The sequence below is a fragment of the Leuconostoc miyukkimchii genome (assembly GCF_019656055.1).
GTDB lineage: Bacteria > Bacillota > Bacilli > Lactobacillales > Lactobacillaceae > Leuconostoc > Leuconostoc miyukkimchii.
Genome location: NZ_BPKY01000001.1, coordinates 326375 through 344483 on the forward strand (window position 1 = coordinate 326375; position 18109 = coordinate 344483).

Annotated in this window: 21 protein-coding genes, 1 tRNA gene and 1 other annotated feature; of the genes, 16 read left to right on the forward strand and 6 right to left on the reverse strand. The window is 34.6% G+C overall.

Annotated features, from left to right (window positions below):
- Positions 1–49: 49 nt before the first annotated feature.
- Positions 50–442, reverse strand: coding sequence for a hypothetical protein (locus K5Q13_RS01565; protein WP_220739177.1), 393 nt, complete (start codon positions 440–442; stop codon positions 50–52).
- A gap of 390 nt (positions 443–832) precedes the next feature.
- Positions 833–1864 carry a lactonase family protein gene (locus K5Q13_RS01570; RefSeq protein ID WP_220739179.1) on the reverse strand — a complete coding sequence of 344 codons (1032 nt, stop codon included), beginning with the start codon at positions 1862–1864 and terminating at the stop codon, positions 833–835.
- Positions 1865–1985: 121 nt separating this feature from the next.
- On the opposite strand from K5Q13_RS01570, the gene K5Q13_RS01575 reads away from it, so the two are divergent.
- From K5Q13_RS01575 to K5Q13_RS01585, 3 genes are read left to right on the forward strand one after another with little or no spacing between them, the layout of a single operon-like run.
- Positions 1986–3149, forward strand: coding sequence for a metallophosphoesterase family protein (locus K5Q13_RS01575; protein WP_220739180.1), 1164 nt, complete (start codon positions 1986–1988; stop codon positions 3147–3149).
- Positions 3150–3156: 7 nt separating this feature from the next.
- On the forward strand, positions 3157–5523 hold the full coding sequence (locus tag K5Q13_RS01580; protein ID WP_220739182.1) for an ATP-binding protein: 2367 nt from the start codon (positions 3157–3159) through the stop codon (positions 5521–5523).
- Between the two features lie 13 nt (positions 5524–5536).
- Positions 5537–6481: a 3'-5' exoribonuclease YhaM family protein gene (locus tag K5Q13_RS01585; RefSeq protein ID WP_220739184.1), complete on the forward strand. Its 945-nt coding sequence runs from the start codon at positions 5537–5539 to the stop codon at positions 6479–6481.
- Between the two features lie 60 nt (positions 6482–6541).
- Here K5Q13_RS01585 and K5Q13_RS01590 read toward each other — a convergent pair whose 3' ends face one another.
- From K5Q13_RS01590 to K5Q13_RS01600, 3 genes are read right to left on the reverse strand one after another with little or no spacing between them, the layout of a single operon-like run.
- Entirely contained in the window at positions 6542–7438 is an 897-nt protein-coding gene (locus tag K5Q13_RS01590; protein WP_220739187.1) for a peptidyl-prolyl cis-trans isomerase, read from the reverse strand.
- Between the two features lie 54 nt (positions 7439–7492).
- The gene (locus K5Q13_RS01595; RefSeq protein WP_220739189.1) at positions 7493–7732 is read right to left on the reverse strand and encodes a hypothetical protein; all 240 of its coding nucleotides are present in this window, start codon (positions 7730–7732) and stop codon (positions 7493–7495) included.
- Position 7733: 1 nt separating this feature from the next.
- Complete coding sequence (locus K5Q13_RS01600; RefSeq protein WP_220739191.1) at positions 7734–8165, reverse strand: HIT family protein; 432 nt, start codon at positions 8163–8165, stop codon at positions 7734–7736.
- A 72-nt stretch (positions 8166–8237) separates the two neighbouring features.
- Between K5Q13_RS01600 and K5Q13_RS01605 the strand changes: the two genes are divergently transcribed.
- The 6 genes from K5Q13_RS01605 to K5Q13_RS01630 all read left to right on the forward strand — a co-directional run bounded on the left by K5Q13_RS01605 (position 8238) and on the right by K5Q13_RS01630 (position 12484).
- Positions 8238–8978 (forward strand): ABC transporter ATP-binding protein, encoded by a 741-nt coding sequence (locus tag K5Q13_RS01605; protein ID WP_220739193.1) that lies wholly within the window; start codon positions 8238–8240, stop codon positions 8976–8978.
- The gene (locus K5Q13_RS01610; RefSeq protein WP_246574106.1) at positions 8965–10227 is read left to right on the forward strand and encodes an ABC transporter permease; all 1263 of its coding nucleotides are present in this window, start codon (positions 8965–8967) and stop codon (positions 10225–10227) included. Before K5Q13_RS01605 ends, K5Q13_RS01610 begins: the two co-directional genes overlap by 14 nt.
- Positions 10228–10289: 62 nt before the next feature.
- Positions 10290–10949, forward strand: coding sequence for a tRNA (guanosine(46)-N7)-methyltransferase TrmB (gene trmB / locus K5Q13_RS01615; RefSeq protein WP_220739194.1), 660 nt, complete (start codon positions 10290–10292; stop codon positions 10947–10949).
- A gap of 222 nt (positions 10950–11171) precedes the next feature.
- Positions 11172–11378 carry a CsbD family protein gene (locus K5Q13_RS01620; RefSeq protein WP_220739196.1) on the forward strand — a complete coding sequence of 69 codons (207 nt, stop codon included), beginning with the start codon at positions 11172–11174 and terminating at the stop codon, positions 11376–11378.
- Positions 11379–11982: 604 nt separating this feature from the next.
- Entirely contained in the window at positions 11983–12303 is a 321-nt protein-coding gene (locus K5Q13_RS01625; protein ID WP_220739198.1) for a DMT family transporter, read from the forward strand.
- A gap of 34 nt (positions 12304–12337) precedes the next feature.
- Positions 12338–12484, forward strand: a complete 147-nt coding sequence (locus tag K5Q13_RS01630; RefSeq protein ID WP_220739200.1) for a hypothetical protein — start codon at positions 12338–12340, stop codon at positions 12482–12484.
- A 354-nt stretch (positions 12485–12838) separates the two neighbouring features.
- Here the strand turns inward: K5Q13_RS01630 and K5Q13_RS01635 are convergent.
- Positions 12839–12912 (reverse strand) — tRNA-Arg (locus K5Q13_RS01635).
- A 116-nt stretch (positions 12913–13028) separates the two neighbouring features.
- Between K5Q13_RS01635 and K5Q13_RS01640 the strand changes: the two genes are divergently transcribed.
- The 7 genes from K5Q13_RS01640 to K5Q13_RS01670 all read left to right on the forward strand — a co-directional run bounded on the left by K5Q13_RS01640 (position 13029) and on the right by K5Q13_RS01670 (position 18108).
- Positions 13029–13547 carry a molecular chaperone gene (locus K5Q13_RS01640; RefSeq protein WP_220739202.1) on the forward strand — a complete coding sequence of 173 codons (519 nt, stop codon included), beginning with the start codon at positions 13029–13031 and terminating at the stop codon, positions 13545–13547.
- Between the two features lie 32 nt (positions 13548–13579).
- Positions 13580–14155 (forward strand): TetR/AcrR family transcriptional regulator, encoded by a 576-nt coding sequence (locus K5Q13_RS01645; RefSeq protein WP_220739204.1) that lies wholly within the window; start codon positions 13580–13582, stop codon positions 14153–14155.
- A gap of 58 nt (positions 14156–14213) precedes the next feature.
- Positions 14214–14297: a sequence feature (ribosomal protein L21 leader region), on the forward strand.
- A gap of 11 nt (positions 14298–14308) precedes the next feature.
- Positions 14309–14608, forward strand: coding sequence for a 50S ribosomal protein L21 (gene rplU / locus K5Q13_RS01650; protein ID WP_220739206.1), 300 nt, complete (start codon positions 14309–14311; stop codon positions 14606–14608).
- 28 nt (positions 14609–14636) lie between these two features.
- Entirely contained in the window at positions 14637–14954 is a 318-nt protein-coding gene (gene rpmA / locus K5Q13_RS01655) for a 50S ribosomal protein L27 (protein WP_281420464.1), read from the forward strand.
- 160 nt (positions 14955–15114) lie between these two features.
- On the forward strand, positions 15115–16209 hold the full coding sequence (locus K5Q13_RS01660; protein ID WP_220739208.1) for a M24 family metallopeptidase: 1095 nt from the start codon (positions 15115–15117) through the stop codon (positions 16207–16209).
- A gap of 1 nt (position 16210) precedes the next feature.
- The gene (locus K5Q13_RS01665; RefSeq protein WP_220739211.1) at positions 16211–16660 is read left to right on the forward strand and encodes a hypothetical protein; all 450 of its coding nucleotides are present in this window, start codon (positions 16211–16213) and stop codon (positions 16658–16660) included.
- 98 nt (positions 16661–16758) lie between these two features.
- Positions 16759–18108, forward strand: a complete 1350-nt coding sequence (locus K5Q13_RS01670; RefSeq protein ID WP_220739213.1) for a bifunctional metallophosphatase/5'-nucleotidase — start codon at positions 16759–16761, stop codon at positions 18106–18108.
- Position 18109 lies beyond the last annotated feature (1 nt).

The window sequence follows — 18109 nt, forward strand, 5'->3', positions numbered from 1 at the left end:
TTTTTCATCAATACCTAAATGCTGTTTATTATCTATTTTTTGAATTACTCTATTGTGTGGTTGATAATGTTTTATGAAGGCGTACAGCATTGCTTATGGTATAGTTTTTAATTAACCGTAAATTTGTACGTTTGGGTAATTTTGATTTATTGAACCAATAAACTTTTGCTAATCCGCTGCCCGTAACATAAACAGTTTGGTTTGAGCGAGCAAAACCAATAAATTTTTTATTGGTTTTAATAACTTTAACGCTATAAGTTTTTGACTGTTTATTTGAGAGAGTGACATTATTATAACGGAAAGTCGTCACAACAGGTGCGGCAACTTTGCGGACAGTTGGTTTGGCATTGTTTTTTGATGCAAAAACGTTCGACGTATTTACCAAACTAGTAACTGCCAATGCAATGATAACTGGAATACTAATAACCTTTGTTTTATTCATAATGACTCCCGTGTTATTATGCTTTTTAACGTGGACGCTTGGCACGTATAGTGTAGTACATTTGGTGTGTTCATTTTGTGAAATTTCAATATATATATATTATAATAAACTAAGTTAATTAGCTTCTAAATCAATTTTAATGTTTACCTTGTAATTATAGTATGAAACTGCCATATTGCAAAGTAAATATTTAAAGCAAAACTATTTAGAAATAATAAATTAGTGTTTTGAATATTACAAAATGTAATTAGGTTAATAGATTAATCAGAAATATGGAATTACAGATGATAAACTATATAAAATTTGAAAGGAGTCAGTAAAAAACTCAGCCTATTGAATAGACAAACTGTCTAAATAATAAGCCGAGCTCAAGTACATAATAATATTTAATTAATATTCAAATACAACACGAACACCTTCTGGAATTGCAAAATCTTTCTGTAGAAGAGATAATTCACCGGAATCACTGTCACGTGCGTATAATGATACATTGTCCGTATCTTGATTGGCAACAACTAGAAATTCCTGTTTATTATCCCAATTCATATCACGAGGGAAGGCACCTTCTGTACTAATGAGTTGAATACGTTCAATCTCTGATCCTTCATTGCCAATTTTGAAAACGGCAATTGAATTATGACCACGATTTGAAGCGTAAATAAATCGACCATCAGCACTTAAACGCAGAGCAGCAGAACCATTATGTTCAGTCCAATCACTTGGAATAGTTGATGCTGTCATGACATGTTCAAATGACCCATCTTCGGCATGATATTTTAAAACACTGAGTAAACTAGACAATTCACCCAGAAGATAAGCATAGTGACCATCTGGAGAAAAACGGATATGTCGTGGTCCAAATCCTTCTTCTGTATGGAACCGTGAAACTTCACTTAAACCACCTTGAGCATCTACGTCAAACGTAATAACTTCATCTGCACCCAAATCAACAGCGACGAGTCTTTGATCAGGTGTAAGGTTAGAAAAATGGACGTGTGAAGATGTTTGTTCTGGGCGAGGACCAGAACCAGTATTTTGCCAAGTATCAGCGAGTACTAAATTACCGTCTGCTTGAATACTATATGATTCAACTGTGCCACGATGATAGTAACCAGCAAAGACAAGTTGTCGTTCTTCATCAACACCAATATAAGCTGGAGCTGATCCTTCACTTAATTGTGCATCTATTTCAGCAATTGGTCGTACTGAGTTGTCTAAGGTTACAACGCCACCTTGACCATCACGGTTTTCTACAGCATAGACTTTATTAGCTTTAGAAATAGCAAGGTAAGTAGGATTCTTTAATTCACCAATGAATGTTGGATTTTTGAGTTGTTTAGAATCTGTATCTAGTTCTGCTTCGTACAAGCCTTTTGAAATACGCTTAGTATATGTACCAAATAAAATTTTATATATTGCCATAATTGTCTCCTTATTGACCTTATTATATCATAGCATAAATGTAAGGGTTTTCACAAGTTGAGAAATGAGTAAAATTTCAGTATAATAAAATAAGCGAACATTTGTTCAAGAAGAGGATAATATGAAATTTATTCATGCAGCGGATATTCATCTCGGAAATCCATTTATTGGTTTAGATCAAACATTACCAGCACACTTAAAAAAAGTTGTTCAAGAGTCAACGCTTACAGCTTTTATAGCACTCATTAACGCAGCGATATCTGAAAAAGTCGATTTTTTAATTATCGCGGGGGATTTATATAACGCAACTAAAACTAGCCCAAAAATTCAAGAAGTTGTGCACCATGAGTTTTTTAGACTAGATGAAGTAGATATACCTGTATATCTCAGCTTTGGGAATCATGATTTTGAAGCCGATAAACAGAATCATTTACCCTGGACCACTAATGTTCATATTTTTAATCAAAATGTGGAGACACAATATTTAACACTTACCAGTGGTGAAAAGATTGCCTTAACAGGATTCAGCTATCAAACACAAAGACAAACGAAGAAAGTTATTGATGAATTTCCTATAAAAAATCAAGAGGTAGACTATCATATCGGTGTCTATCATGGTGCAGTTGGCAATAATGGGGATCCATATGCACCATTTAATGTGACTGATATGAATATGAAAAATTATGATTATTGGGCTTTAGGGCATATTCATAATCGACAAGTATTAAATACAGTACCATTTATTGGTTACTCAGGTGATTTACAGGGACTCAATCGAAAAGAAACTGGGGAAAAAGGTTATTATCTTGTGAATAGTGTTAATCATGTATTAGTGCCGGACTTTCATGATGTTTCAATTATTGTTTGGCAAAATATATCTTTATCTGATGTCAATGATGAGCGAGACTTAATGGCACAAATCATGCGATTTGAAACAAAAAAAACAACTTTTTTGTCTGTTAATCTTTCATCAGAAATTAATGAAGCGCTTTATCAGCGCATTGCTAATGGTATAACACTAGATAAAATTCGTGAGCAATTACCACCAAACCTATGGATAGTTAGATTAACAGTAAGCCGTGATGGTGCCACAATACTTGCAGAAGATAATATTGATCAAAGATACTGGCAAGAAGCATTAGAACAGGTATTTTCTGATTTTAATATATCTGATTATCTATCAAATCAAGCACCGCTATTTGTGCGTGAGTATTTTACCAGCGACGAGGGGAAACAGTTATTGCGAGAAAACATGCAACGATTGATACAAGACAGAAAGGTGTAAAAATGTAATGAAAATTAAGCGTGTGGAGATCATTGGTTTTGGTCGTTGGTCGCAAAAAAAATTTGACTTTGTTGATGATTTACAAGTCATTGTTGGTCAAAATGAAGCTGGAAAATCGACACTGCGCGCGTTTATTGTGGGTATGCTATTTGGATTTCCCTCGAAAAAGGGTAATAACATTAATGTTTATGATCCTAAAGCTGGTGGTAGCTATGGCGGTAGCCTGATTGTATTATTTAATAATGAGGAAGTCAAAATCACACGACTTGGTCGAACTAAATCGGAATTAACTATCACATATTTAGACAATAAAACAGTAATCACAAATCCCGAAAAATGGTTAGCAGAAAAATTAGCACCGCTTAATCGTGAGATGTTTGATAGCATTTTTAATTTTAGCCAGCAAGATTTGGCAAGGATCACACAGTTGAAAGCTGTTGATTTACAAAAGTTGTTACTAAATATTGGTGCAGTTGGCAGTACAGAATGGCTTGAGGTCAATAATGATATCGAAAAAAATGCGGATAAAAAATTTGCAAAACGGGCGACAGCAAAGAGACCGTTGAACACAGCAACTAAGCAATATACTGATCATGAGCAAAAATTAGAAGCTAGCAACATTCAGGTTGATGAGTACGTACTAGAAGAGAAAAATATTAAAAAACTCAAACAAACTTTGTCAAAACACCATGAGCATGTTCAGTTGTTATTGCGTGAAGTCCAAGATCTTCAAAAATTGATTGAACAGTATCAACTTTATCAGGATGCACAACAGGTTAAAGTCCAAGACAATACTTCAGTTCTCGTAATTTCAGATGATGATATTTTGAATTTACAACGCTTAAAAGTTAGTATTGACATGCAACAAGAAAATATTAATAAACTTAATACACAATTTGAAGAGAATAAATTGCAGGTTAAACCGTTTGAAGTATATAATCCTGCAGTAGAGTTGGCAAACCTAGAAGTTGCATATCGTAATTTAAATGAATTAATTTCGCAACAAAAAGTGTTACGAAATAATCAAGCACACTTAGATAGGCAGTTTTCTGAAGAAAAAATACCTGAACCTTTAAGTAAATCAGAACATGAAACAATAAATAATAAAAACAAAAGTTTGCTTTTACTGGTCATTTCTATTGTTGTAGGTATTGTATCATTTTATACAGTCAAACCCTTTGTTCTATTTGCGATAGGAATTGCTGTTTTGGCTGCTTATTTCTTTCAATCCAACTATAAGCAAATCGACCTGATTAAAAAGCGTTATGGGATGATGCCAGTTTCAGAAATTAAATCTCTTCAAGCAGATATTAAAAAAGCATTTGATTGGACACAACAATTAATTGAAATTGACGAAATGATTATTGATAAAAAATCTCAAATTGTAGAAAATCTTGATCCCATTGCGCAGTATTTTCAATTACAGGTTAATTCGGATGATTTGGAACTTTTAATTGTACAGCTCACACAACTTAATAACCAACATCAATTACAAGTACAAAATGAGTTATTGATGTCGACACAAAAACAACAACAAATTTTAGCTGATATTAAACAAAATCGAGAATATCTTGCGCAAAATCTGTCTGAACAAGATGAAATTATGAAAAGGTACCATGTAACAAGTGAGGATGAATTGTTATATTGTAAACGCGAACAAGATAATCAAATTCGTAAGGCACAACGCTATCAAGACATTATGCAGCAAATCAGACCTGAAGCAATTAAGCGTTTGCAAAAGATAAATAATATTGTAGAATTAGATAATCAATTAGTTATTAGCCAAAAAGCATTGGAACAGGAGCAACAAAATGTTTTAAGAACTCAGGCCAAATTATCTGATTTACAAGCAGATCAACATCGTAGAACAAATGATGATCAATTTTTAGACTTACAGCAAAATTTGGCTGATGAACAAACAGTGTTATTAGATCAATTTACGGCGTATATGACAGAAAAGATGGTGGCTCAATGGATTAGTAAAGCCTTACAGTTGGCTTCACAAAATCGTTTTCCAAAGATGCAGAAGATAGCCATAAAATATTTCGAACGTTTAACAAATGGAAAGTATGTAGCTATTAAAATTGTAGAAGATAATTTAATTGTAATTAACCAAGATACTGAAACTTTCAAAATTCATGAACTATCAACGGGTACGCAAGAACAGCTGTATGTTGCTTTAAGATTGGCTCTGAGTCGTGTTGTCTCAGATATTGTCTCTGTTCCAATGTTAATTGATGATGGTTTTATTAATTTTGATGTCAATCGTTATCAAACGATGGTGAATATTTTGCAAGAAGTTGCTAATCAACAAATTTTTTATTTTACGACATCTGTTTCATCTATATCGAAAGCGAATGTGATAAATTTGTAAAAAGGGGTAGAAAATGGTTAAGTTATTAACGGAGTACCAAGATACGGAACATATTGATTCATTCTCTTTGATAAAAAGTGCTGATATTCGGCTTACAAAGACTGGAAAAACATATTTGAATTTAACTTTTTCCGATCGTTCTGGTGATTTGCCAGGTAATTTATGGGATGCAACGGATGAACAAATAAAATCATTTATCCCAGGAAAAATTGTGCGATTACAAGGTGTACGTGGTTCATACCAAGACAAGCCGCAAGTTCAAATTACGAGTGTGCGTTTATCAGGTCCCGGAGAACCTGATAATTCAGCTGATTTCATGATTCATGCACCAATTAAAGAAGAAACAATGAATGAAGAGTTAAATGACTATATTTTAATGATTACAAATCCAACTTGGAATCGTTTAATTCGCAAGTTGTTCTCTTTATACCATGATCAATTTTTGCGTTACCCTGCCGCTAAGTCAAATCACCATGCTTTTTCTGGTGGTTTGGCTTTCCATTCATTATCAATTGCTAAATTGGCAAAAAATACTGCTGAGCAGTATCCGCAATTAAACTCAGAATTATTAATTGCAGGGGCATTATTGCACGATTTAGGGAAAGTAATTGAACTTTCTGGACCAATCGCAACGCAATACACGCTTGCTGGTAATCTGATAGGACATATCACGTTAATTGATGAACAAATTATTTTAGTGGCAAGTGAACTACATTTTGATCTTCAATCTGAAGATATGTTGTTAATTAGACATGTTGTTTTGGCGCATCATGGTATTTTGGAGTTTGGTTCCCCAGTTCGACCAGCAATTATGGAAGCAGAAGTGTTACATCATTTAGATGAACTGGACGCTGGGATACAAATGATGACTGCTGCTTTAGATAAGACGGATTCAAATTCGTTTTCAGACCGCATATTTGGACTAGATAATCGCCGATTTTACAAATCTTCCAAATAAAAAATCCTCACTTTAGGTTCATTTGAACCGAGGGTGAGGATTTTTTATTTATTTGGATGTTTAGACACCAGCGGTCATGTATGCGTTCAAAGCATTTTTTAAGTCTGTGTCTTTAACGTTTACATTTTCCTTACGCAATATTTTACCAATAATAGCTTGGATTTTTGCTGTATTTTTTTGATCATTTAAAAATGTTGTGACAATTTGGTCTGAGAGCTTATTACGTAAGCTATTCAAACTTGGCTTTTTCGTGATTTTGTTTAATTGTATAACATAGAAACCGCCATTTGAACCAGTGATAGGAGAGGTAGAATAATCACCTGTTTTATTTAATTTAAAAGCGGCAGCTTTAACTGCTTGATCTACATCAGTGTTTGTAGAGTCAAAAGCAGGTAATTGACCATTTTGTTTAGTATATGTTTTTTCAGTTGTATACTTTTTGTAGACTGTATTCCAATCATCGCCTGAACGTAATGCATCAATTGCTTGTTTAGCTGCATTTTCGTCTTTAGCAGTAATCATGGATACCGTTGTATCTTGGTGATAATTTTTATAAGCTTGGTTAATTTGGCTATCAGTTACTTTGTAATTATCTTTAACAGCGGCAGTCATTAACAAATTATTTTTAATGTTAACTTTTAATTGATCTTCTGTTGTATTATTTGAAGCTAATACTTGCTTAAAAGAGTCGCCATATTGTGCTTTTTGTGTATCAAAGGCTGATTGGACATCTGATTTAGTAGCACTACTACCGTATTTGTTAGCAAGAACCTTGTTAATTGTCATATTAGCAAATTCTTGCTGTCCAGCTGGTGATTTTTTGATATCGTTGAGGAATTGCTTTTCTGTAATTTTTCCTGAGTTTGAAGTCATCAAGGTTTTTGATGAATTGAGACTAAGAAAGACGATACCACCGATAAAAATAACGGTCAGTAATCCCCAAATAAATTTACGCATGTTGTGTTTCCCTTTTCTAATTAGTATCTGAATATTTTACCACAAAAATAATTATTAGGCTTTAAACTTTGATAGTTCAGTGAGAAGATGTTGTTTAGTAACTTCAATGTTTTCCAAATGAGGTTTGTTTTTTAAATTCATATTGTCAATGTCCACTTGGATATCATCAGCAATTTTTTGAGCGTCAGACAATTGCGTAGATAAGTTTTTTTGTTGTGTTTGTAATTTCTGAGTTAATTGCGCTAATGTTTTAATTTGTGTGATGAAGTGCTTGAAATTTTCAAAAATTTTCATATTATTCCTTTCCGAATTGTGCCTTGATGGCATCAGCTATTTTTTGATAGCGCTCAGGCGAGAATTCAGCACTATTATCTATAGTAGGTGCCAGTGTGCCTGTTAAACCGTCGTTGTCAAAACGAGGAATGAGGTGCCAGTGAGAGTATAAAACACTTTGTCCAGCTGAAGGGCCATTGTTAGATTGGATATTAATACCAGTGATGTCTGAATTACTGGCTTTAATTGCACGCGCAATAATGGGTAACTGTAATAGGACCTTTTGTGCTGTGTCAGTATCGTAACCAAAAATGTCATCAACGTGTTTTTTTGGTACGACAAGCGTATGACCTGGTGTAACTTGTGAAATATCCAAAAATGCTAAAACATCTTGATTTTCATATACTTTGTAACTTGGAATATCGCCATTAATAATTTTGTCAAAGATTGTCATATTGTTAACCTCATTTTCGTTTATTACCTCTATTATAGCAAATAAACCATTTTGCCTGTTATAATAGTTGATATGGGATTAAAAATAGAAAATTTAACAGGCGGATATGCTGGTAATATTGTACTAAAAGATGTCTCATTTAATGTAGACAATGGGAAAATTGTGGCATTAATTGGTTTAAATGGTGCTGGAAAATCAACAACTATTAATCATATTATTGGTGAATTACAGCCAAAACAGGGATCAATCAGTTTAAATGGTACTTTGTTAAGCAGTCAACCAACGGCTTTTAAATCACAAATTGCCTATATTCCAGAACAACCAATTTTGTACGATGAGTTAACTCTCTCTGAACATTTACATTTAATGCTGGCCACACATGGCAAAGATGATGTGACTTCGTGGACGTACACAATGGAATTACTGAAAATGTTTCGGTTACAAGATAAATTAAAGTGGTTACCAATTCATTTTTCGAAAGGTATGCGTCAAAAGGTCATGTTGGTGGCGGCGTTTATGTTAAGATCACCATTGTTAATCATTGATGAACCTTTTTTAGGATTGGATACACTCGCGCAAAAAAATGTCATTGGTTTAATTCGTGAGCAGGCAAATAATGGTAGTAGCGTTTTGATGACTACGCACTTGTTAGCTAGTTCTGCGCAGTTTGTCGATGAGTTCATTGTATTAGATCAGGGTAGTAAGTATTTTTCAGGAACGCCACAAAATTTGGCAGATAAACATGGTTTAACATTATCAACTTTGGATAACTTTTTTGATTTAATACCAGAGGTAGCCAATGATAAATCCTGACAATATATTTATGAAACGTTTTGTTCGTGCACAAGGCACCAACATTAAATATTTGAGATTGCTTTTCAATGATCATTTTATTATCTTTTTGTTGATTGCTTTTGGTGGCGCTATATTGGGATATCGACAGTTGCTTGTTTCACCGCAGTTTGAAGTGATGTGGCATTCGCAATGGTGGCAATTGGTTGATGTTTTATGGCTAGTTTTAGGTTTACAAATGGGCACCTTGGTGACTTATTTTAAACCAGCTGATCGCTTTTATTTTATGGCCATTGATCAGAAAATTGCACAAAAATATTTGTCTAAAAGTATCATTGTGAGTACTGTGTATGGATTTCTTTGGCAAGTAGCGTTTGCTGCTCTTTTGATACCAATTTTGTGGCAAACACAAATATTTTCTGTCTGGCGATTCATAATATTGATGAGTTTTATGATAAGTTATAAATGGTTATTATTGTTGTTAACCCGTGAGCAACTATTTTTAGTACCACGTTTCAGATTTTTAGCGGGACAGACTCGAGTTGAGCGATTATTTTTTAATTTTGTCATCCCGGCAATCATCATAATATTGCTATTTCATTTGCCGGAACTCTTTACGTGGGTGATTATTGCTGTCTGGTCTGTTTTTGCTCTTTTAGTTGGTTATTTTTTCCGTATTAATCGTGTAAATTCGCAAATGTTAGCAATTGATTGGTTACGAGCCATACCTCAGTCTTTGGCTCACGAACAACATATTTTACATTTCTATGCTACTTTTGCAGAAGTACCTAAACAATCTAGAACAATTAAAAGACGCCGTTATTTTGATTTTATTATTACAGGTTTGACAAAACATCAACCTGTCCTGTATCGTTTATATTTGATACGCTTAGTACGTGACACAGAAATATTGCCATTACTTGTACGGCTAATATTGGTCGGGTCTGTCGTGATACATGCTTTACAGGGCATACCGATATACATGCTAGCCATTATTGCTGCGTTAATCATATACCTTATTATATTTCAGATGCTACCAATCTATAGTACTACACGTCAAGTCTTATGGACTCGTATTGTCCCCCAAGATGAAAAAGTCAAACAACTAGCATTTAGAAAACTTATCAAGCAAGTCATTTTAGTAACAATACTCATGCTAACAATTTCTAGTATAGTACATGGATGGCTTGCGGTGATTAGTGTTTTGGCTATGACAGTAGTTGTTGGCATTGTTTTAGATAGCGTATATGTTCCCCAAAAATTAAAATAAAATATAGAAAGTAAATGTGATTGTATATATTTAATCTTATGTCAATCGCGTAGAGTAGTGGAATGCATCTTCGAACAAAACCCTGGGCATCTGAATGGTTGGCAAAACATGATGATATCGTTATTAGTCAGGAACGTGCCACATCACAAATAGGTCAGTGGCAAAAATTATTTGATCAAAATAATCCTATTCATATTGAAATTGGTTCTGGTAAAGGCCAATTTATTCTCGGTATGGCATTAGCTCATCCAGAAATTAATTACATAGGGATGGAAATTCAAGAAACAGCAGTAGCGATTGCTGCACGTAAAAGTTTTGATCAGGTTGGTAAATTACCCAATTTGCGTTATATTTATGGAAATGGAAATGGTGTAGAAACTTATTTTGAAAAAGCTGAAGTTTCTAAACTATATTTGAATTTTTCGGATCCTTGGCCTAAAAAGCGTCATGAGTCAAGGCGCTTAACATATAAGTCATTCTTACAATCATATGAAGCGATTTTACCCGATTATGGTGAAATAGAATTTAAAACGGACAATCGCCATTTGTTTGAATATTCTATGGTTAGTTTTATGGATTACGGCATGCGCTGGTCACCAGAAGATTATACGCTAGACCTGCATGACGATGAAGAAAAACTAATTGGGAATATAGAAACTGAGTACGAACAGAAATTCATGGCCAAAGGTCAGCCAATCTACAAAATCAAAGCGCATTTTTAGAGACACAATAGTTACGTGGGTTCATAAAAGTAAAAAACGCCTCAATCAGGCGTTTTTTGTTTTTAATGCTGTTTTTAGTGTTTAGATAATTAATATGTTGTTACAAGTCAGAATTTTGAGATATAAATTTCTTAGATTCTTAATTTACAGGCATAGAATAGTGACCTTAAATATGTTAAAATTTTCTTGTAACATCAAATAAGAATCAAGGAGGACAGTAATATGTCAATTGAAGAAAAGTTTGATAGTGCCAAGGACAAGGTTGTCGGTAAGGCCAAAGAAGTTGAAGGTAAAATTACCGGTGATAAGTCACGTGAAGCAGAAGGTAAGGCGCAAGGTGTACTTGGAAAAGCAAAGGATGCCTTCACTGACGTTAAGGACGCTGTAAAAGATGCAGTTGAAGATTATAAAGAAGATAGCAAAAAATAATTTTACGAGTATAAAAAAAGCACCAACAATCGGAGATTGTTGGTGCTTTTTTTATTGATGATTAGGACTTGTATGTATTGAAACTGACACTTTTTAAAAATTAGTGACTTATAATTGTCAAAGATCAGTATATTTTAATTTTAAAAATATAGTGTAAGCGCTTGCATTATACGCATACGCATGTTATACTATAGACATAGATTAGGAAGAGGTCCTAATAACGAGTTAGGTTATCGAAGTCACTTCGACAATGTCGAACAAGGATTTCTTTCAATCCAGGAACAGTTTGCTTGATGATTAAACTACGAGTACGATGAATGCGTTTAGCAGTCATCTCACGAACAGTTTGAACGACATGGTAGTATTTATAGGGTTTAGGTCTTGTAGGTACAATCTGAGAGTAAGCTGTTTTTTGCATGCAATATAATATTAAGAGATTAAATAATATTATATTGCATAATAACTATGTAGCGGTTTATTTCAACCAAAATTTGCAGGGTAAGAAAAGCCATGTTAACCTTGTAAGTGAGTATTCAAAGCACTAGTGAGATTTGTAAGTAGTGTAGAAAATTTGATACTTTAAATTATTAGGAGATTTTATGACATGGCGTGGATTTATTTGTTACTTGCAGGTTTATCAGAAGTATTGTGGGCAACTACTATGAAGTTAAGCGTTGGCTTTACAAAAATCGGTTGGGTGATTGTGACTATTATTGGACTCATTACGAGTATGGTATTTTTGTTACAAGCTGTAAAGACCTTACCGTTTAGTCTTGCGTACCCAATTTGGACTGGGATTGGTGCAGTTGGATCGGTCATTATTGGCGTGATCTTATTTCATGATCAATTTTCACTGCTAACTTGGTTCTTTGTTACTTTATTGATTGTAGCAATTGTTGGTATTAAGATGACGGCTGGAGAATAAGGTGAATTATTAATAATAAAATTATGTTAGAAGTATGAAAAAGGTAAATGATTATTTAACTGAAGATGATGTCATTAGACTAAGTCATGATTTTGGCATCGTGTTTGACGCTGAGATTGAGGTGAAGGATTCGCAAAAAATAAAAAACTTACTGAAATATCAGACTTTATTACAAAAATAATAGCCTCTGAAAATTGGTGAATACGTAGACAGTCACAAAAGTGATTGTTTTTTATTCTCGTAAAAATAGTTTAGAGTTTTTATATCTACAATAATTTTTGGGTATGTATTGTCGTGAATCTAGCAATGATTCTTAGTGATAAAAAATAGGAGTTAATGCAACTTTGAATAATATGGAATCTATTGAAAGGGTTTCTGATTTAGTTGGATTTTGTAGCAAATTGTAGCAAAAAAGTTAATTAGAGTTACTTTTAATAACATTGAGTTACATTAAAAAGCAGTTGTAAACCCAGTAATACCAAGGTTTACAAACAAAAAGACCGCTCTACCAACAATGTTGATAAAACGGTTAAAATGCGTTGAGGGGGAGTCGAACCCTCGACCTGCCGGGTAGAAACCGGCTGCTCTATCCAGCTGAGCTACCAACGCAGTACATTATATATAGTAGCATAAAAAACTAAAATAGCAAATACGCAAATCACCTATTTTTAAAAGTTGTTATTAATAGTATACTATTAATAATGACAACATAAGGAAATTAGCATATGAGAAAAGCATTCATCGCCTTAGGCGTAATAATCATTGCATTATTAGTAGCCTTTGCAACATTTAATCAACAGCCGAAATATGCGGGAGTTTCAATGCCGAAAACGGATTATCGCCATTTAGAACAGTCACGTAAAAGCATTAAGTCGTTTATTAAGTCACTAGATAATTTTGACTATAAAAAACCGTCAACAATGACTGCTATTGAAAAATCTGGTAACCAAATTATCAAACAAAACAGTAATAATCTAAGTAATAGCGATGCGCAAGCTCTGCGTAATGCATTTTATGGAAAAGATGGTATTATTACAATTGTTCAAGTAGCAAAAAAAGGCAACTATAATATAGATAGTAGCGTTGCATCAAGATTTCATGAAAAATTCGATACAATAATTATCATGGTTGTGAATGCAATGAATAAAAGCTCTGCGCAGCGGGCTGAAATTGTAGATCAAATGAAGGTTGACTTAAATATTGAGGCAGCAATTTATAAAATCGGGGAAAAAAATGAAGAATAATAGATGAAATTATAGATATTTGTAGGAGTATTATGGTAAAAAAAGAAGATGCACGTGTTGTACGAACCAAAAAAAATATTGAAGAAACAGCAATTGTTTTATTAACTGCTCAGTCTGATTTTTCAATTAATGTTTTACTTGAACGTGCTGATGTGACACGAGGAACTTTTTACAAGTACTACCAAAATAAAGAACATCTTATTTCTGAAGTGAACCATAAGTTAGTATTAGAATTTGTGAAGCATACTCAAGATAGCTTTCATATCGCAGGTATGATTCAGGCGGTGAGTGACCGTGCAGCGTTTTATAATGCAGTACTTAATTTGCATAAGGACACAACTTTCTTTTTAACACTCATGTCACATATGCGCACGCAGATGCAATCACAGTTGGGTATCATTGAAGATGAGGATTTGTATCGTCGGCAAACGTTTCAATGGGAGATTATTACAGGTGGATTTTGGGCGCTGATTGCAAAATGGTTACTGGATAATATGAATATAGAACAAACACGATTGTTACAAGAATTTGTAGAGGTAATACGTGTTAATACGGTAGGTTTGTCTCAAACGGGCTTGAATCTATTTGATTTCAGCTCGATACAATAAATAGTAGTAAGTAATATTGACGTTCCTCACAAGATTTGTTATAATTATTAGGTTGTTAGCAAAGCTACAACCACTCGGAACAGGTTGAAGTACGCGTCGGACTAGAGCCGACCCGCCTGGGATGGTGAGTCTAAGTATAAGGAGAATTCAATAATGGCATATGCAATTATTGTAACAGGCGGCAAACAATACAAAGTCGCTGAAGGCGACACAATCTTTGTCGAAAAATTAGATGCAGCAGTAGGTGAAACAGTTACGTTTGATCAAGTTGTTTTGATTGATGGCAAAGTTGGTACGCCTTTTGTTGAGGGTGCTAAAGTTGCTGGAACTATTGAAAAGCAAGGTAAGCAAAAGAAAGTAATTACTTTCAAATATAAGGCCAAGAAGAATATGCATTCTAAGCAAGGCCACCGCCAACCATATACACGCGTGAAGATTGATTCAATCGCGTAATCATTACTTGTAAAGGAGAAATAGACTTATGTTGATGAATCAAGAAAACTTACAAATGTTCGCCCACCACAAAGGTGGCGGATCTTCAGCCAACGGTCGTGACTCAGCTGGTCGTCGTCTAGGAACTAAAGTTGCTGATGGACAAGCTTTGACAGCAGGATCAATCATCTATCGCCAACGTGGCACACATATTTATCCAGGTGTTAACGTTAAAAAGGGTGGAGATGATACACTATTTGCACTAGCAGACGGTGTTGTTAAGTTTGAACGTAAAGGTCGTGAAAAGCGACAAGTTTCTGTTTATTCACGTGAACAGTACAATGAAATTTTAGCTGCTGCAAAGTAAGCAAAAAAGAAGAACAGTACACTGTTCTTCTTTTTTTATTGCTCTGAAAACGGGTTAACTCCAATTTTTTGTACTAAATAGTATTTTAATCGAAGCTGAAATCATAGCCAGTAGGTTATGATATAATAAGAGTATTGATGAAATTAAGGACGTGTATGATATGACTAAACATCTAGAATTAAGAATATCTAAATTACAAAAATTACTTAAAAAGCTCAACCTTGATGGTCTGATTGTGTATCAAGGCGCAAATATGAAATATTTAACAGAATTTAATGGTGGTACAGGTGATGGCGTTGTAGTGGTCGGTGTTGATTCTGTCAGACTAATAACTGATGCACGGTATGAAGAAGATTATAAAACACGGTTACCAGAAGGTGTTGATTTAAAAATAACACGTGCATATTATGAAGAGGCAGTTGCTACAGTAGTCGCCTTTCAAATTAAAAAGTTAGCCTTTGAATCTGATTTGCCATACAATGTTTACGATTATATTGATGAGCTATTGCCCGCTGATATCTCATTTGATGCTTTACCTGCAGCAATTGAAGTGCTTCGTGAAGTAAAAGATGACAGTGAATTGACTGCATTGCGTAAGGCAGCGAATGCATCAGTCAAGGCTTTTAACGATTTGCTACCATATATCAAAGCTGGAATAACTGAGCGACAAGTTGCAAACGAATTAGATCGTCTTCAAAAGCATTATGGTGCTGAGAAGGCGTCATTTGACACAATAGTGGCTTCGGGTTATCGCTCAGCATTGCCACATGGTGAGGCAACAGACAAAGTAATAGAAGACGGGGATGTTGTTACAATAGACTTTGGTTACTATGTTGATGGTTATACATCAGACATCACACGTACAATTGCTGTGGGAAATATAAGCGATGAGTTAAAAGAAGTGTATGCCATTGTTCATCAAGCTAATAAAAATGCCATTGAAGTCGTGAAGCCTGGCATATCTGGTAGTGAAGTTGACCGTGTTGCGCGTGATTACATTACAGAACATGGGTACGGAACGGCGTATAATCATTCAACAGGGCACGGTGTCGGTTTAGACATTCATGAAGGTCCGGCATTAAGTGCACGTTCAAGTGATGAACTACAAGAGGGACATCTTTTGACCATAGAACCTGGTGTGTATCTATCAGGATTAGGTGGTGTTCGCATTGAAGATGATATTATTGTGACAAAAGATGGCTACGAAAATCTAACGGATGGCATTACCAAAGATTTAATTATCATTGAGGCGTAGTATGGGACAAGACCGATTAGATTTTTTAGTATTCTATCGTGGAAATCTAGTAACTGGTTTTGACTATGTTTATGTCAAACGATATGAAGGTCACGCGTTTTGGCAACACGTTGGAAAAAACCAGGAACCCAAAGATATATTGGATGTTGATTTTGACTTTTATAACCCTCACTTCAATGAAAATGGTGAATCATTTAATTGGCGTTATCGCGAAAATTGGGTGAATATGACAGCCGTTTGGGACGAGTTTGCAAAAACATCAATGAGTTATATTAACACATGGATGCCCGAATATCCTGGTCCGTCTCAATCTGATTCAAAGTTAAATGATGAATGGGGCGTTCGGTATAAGTCCCCAGGTGATAGTCATGAACGTATAATTTGGGGTCTAAATGCTTTCCCGGCTAATTTACAAGATTTTATAACATTTTTGTATCAGTTTGGTAAGTGAGGCGCTGCACATGTAGCGTCTTTTGTGTAGTTAATATCACATTCTTTTAAATATATATGATGGTGTATTAAATCGTGACAAGTTTAGAAAGGGTTTAAATGACAACTGAGACTATACATTTGATGCATACAAATGATATGCATTCGCATTTTGAAAACTGGCCACGAATTCAGCGATTTTTATTAGAAAAACAACGAAATTATACGCAAAGTTATACGTTTGATATTGGGGATGCAATTGACCGTTTAAACCCACTGACAGACGCTACCATGGGTCAAGGTAATATTCATTTCATGAATGCTGTGCATTATGATGCAGTAACAATTGGAAATAATGAAGGTTTGGTGCTGCCGCATGATGATATGAACCGATTATACGATCATGCTAATTTCGATGTTTTGTTAAGTAATCTGAAAGAATATCCAGATAAAAAGGATCCCAAATGGTCTAAAAACTATAAAATTATAACTACCGATTTAGGAACTAAAATTGGGATTTTTGGTTTGACAGCACCATATGACTTAACATATCCTTCTCTGGGTTGGCAGCCAGTGGGTGTGGATGATACGATTGATAAATTGTTGCCATTTCTGCGAGAGAAATCTGATATAGTAATTTTGTTATCTCATTTGGGGCTTCCCACTGATGAACATATTGGTGAAATGTATGATATTGATGTTATTATTGGCGCACATACACATCATTTGTTAGAGCATGGTAAAATGGTTAAAGGAACATTATTAGCTGCTGCAGGGCGCTACGGTGATCATGTCGGTGATATTGAGTTGGACGTGTCAGATCATATTCTTGTCAACAAAACAGCCATCACGACACCAACATATGAGATGTCAGAAAATGATCGTGACTATGATATCATTCGTGGCTCACTAAAAAAAGGGCAGCAACTACTTGAAGCGCAACACGTTGCGTTACTACCTCGCGATATTGGTGTTGATGAACAAAGCTATGATGCCTTGCGTGCATTAAAAAACTATTTTGATGTACCCGCTGCAATGTTATCGACTGGCATGTTTGTTGAGGATTTACTACAAGGGCAATTAACTCGTTATGAATTATTAGAAAGTATGCCACATGCAATTAATCCGATGTTGATGACACTGACAGGAGCAGAACTTTCATCATTATTTGAGGAAATAGGCAAACAGCAGGCATGGTTAGCAACGCTGGCAATGAAGGGAAGTGGCTTTCGTGGTAAAGTATTTGGTTATATGCGTTTTGATGGTATCACTAAACAACATGATGGCCAAATATTTTATCAAGGTAAAGCAATAGAAGCACAGCAAACTTATCAAATTGCAACGCTTGATCATTATAAGTGGATACCTTTTTTCCCTGTTATACAAGATGCATCAGTAAAAATTCAGTTGCATATTTTACTAAGAGAATTAATGGCAGATTATTATCATGAAAAATATGGTATGACTTAAA

Coding starts and splice junctions, on each gene's coding strand:
- K5Q13_RS01670 (WP_220739213.1), top strand. CDS start 16,759: ATGACAACTGAGACTATACATTTGATGCATACAAATGATATGCATTCG.
- K5Q13_RS01590 (WP_220739187.1), bottom strand. CDS start 7,438: ATGCGTAAATTTATTTGGGGATTACTGACCGTTATTTTTATCGGTGGT.
- rpmA (WP_281420464.1), top strand. CDS start 14,637: ATGTTGATGAATCAAGAAAACTTACAAATGTTCGCCCACCACAAAGGT.
- K5Q13_RS01660 (WP_220739208.1), top strand. CDS start 15,115: ATGACTAAACATCTAGAATTAAGAATATCTAAATTACAAAAATTACTT.
- K5Q13_RS01645 (WP_220739204.1), top strand. CDS start 13,580: ATGGTAAAAAAAGAAGATGCACGTGTTGTACGAACCAAAAAAAATATT.
- K5Q13_RS01630 (WP_220739200.1), top strand. CDS start 12,338: ATGAAAAAGGTAAATGATTATTTAACTGAAGATGATGTCATTAGACTA.
- rplU (WP_220739206.1), top strand. CDS start 14,309: ATGGCATATGCAATTATTGTAACAGGCGGCAAACAATACAAAGTCGCT.
- K5Q13_RS01595 (WP_220739189.1), bottom strand. CDS start 7,732: ATGAAAATTTTTGAAAATTTCAAGCACTTCATCACACAAATTAAAACA.
- K5Q13_RS01620 (WP_220739196.1), top strand. CDS start 11,172: ATGTCAATTGAAGAAAAGTTTGATAGTGCCAAGGACAAGGTTGTCGGT.
- K5Q13_RS01640 (WP_220739202.1), top strand. CDS start 13,029: ATGAGAAAAGCATTCATCGCCTTAGGCGTAATAATCATTGCATTATTA.
- K5Q13_RS01610 (WP_246574106.1), top strand. CDS start 8,965: ATGATAAATCCTGACAATATATTTATGAAACGTTTTGTTCGTGCACAA.
- K5Q13_RS01600 (WP_220739191.1), bottom strand. CDS start 8,165: ATGACAATCTTTGACAAAATTATTAATGGCGATATTCCAAGTTACAAA.
- K5Q13_RS01585 (WP_220739184.1), top strand. CDS start 5,537: ATGGTTAAGTTATTAACGGAGTACCAAGATACGGAACATATTGATTCA.
- K5Q13_RS01565 (WP_220739177.1), bottom strand. CDS start 442: ATGAATAAAACAAAGGTTATTAGTATTCCAGTTATCATTGCATTGGCA.
- K5Q13_RS01625 (WP_220739198.1), top strand. CDS start 11,983: ATGGCGTGGATTTATTTGTTACTTGCAGGTTTATCAGAAGTATTGTGG.
- K5Q13_RS01575 (WP_220739180.1), top strand. CDS start 1,986: ATGAAATTTATTCATGCAGCGGATATTCATCTCGGAAATCCATTTATT.
- K5Q13_RS01580 (WP_220739182.1), top strand. CDS start 3,157: ATGAAAATTAAGCGTGTGGAGATCATTGGTTTTGGTCGTTGGTCGCAA.
- trmB (WP_220739194.1), top strand. CDS start 10,290: ATGCATCTTCGAACAAAACCCTGGGCATCTGAATGGTTGGCAAAACAT.
- K5Q13_RS01570 (WP_220739179.1), bottom strand. CDS start 1,864: ATGGCAATATATAAAATTTTATTTGGTACATATACTAAGCGTATTTCA.
- K5Q13_RS01665 (WP_220739211.1), top strand. CDS start 16,211: ATGGGACAAGACCGATTAGATTTTTTAGTATTCTATCGTGGAAATCTA.
- K5Q13_RS01605 (WP_220739193.1), top strand. CDS start 8,238: ATGGGATTAAAAATAGAAAATTTAACAGGCGGATATGCTGGTAATATT.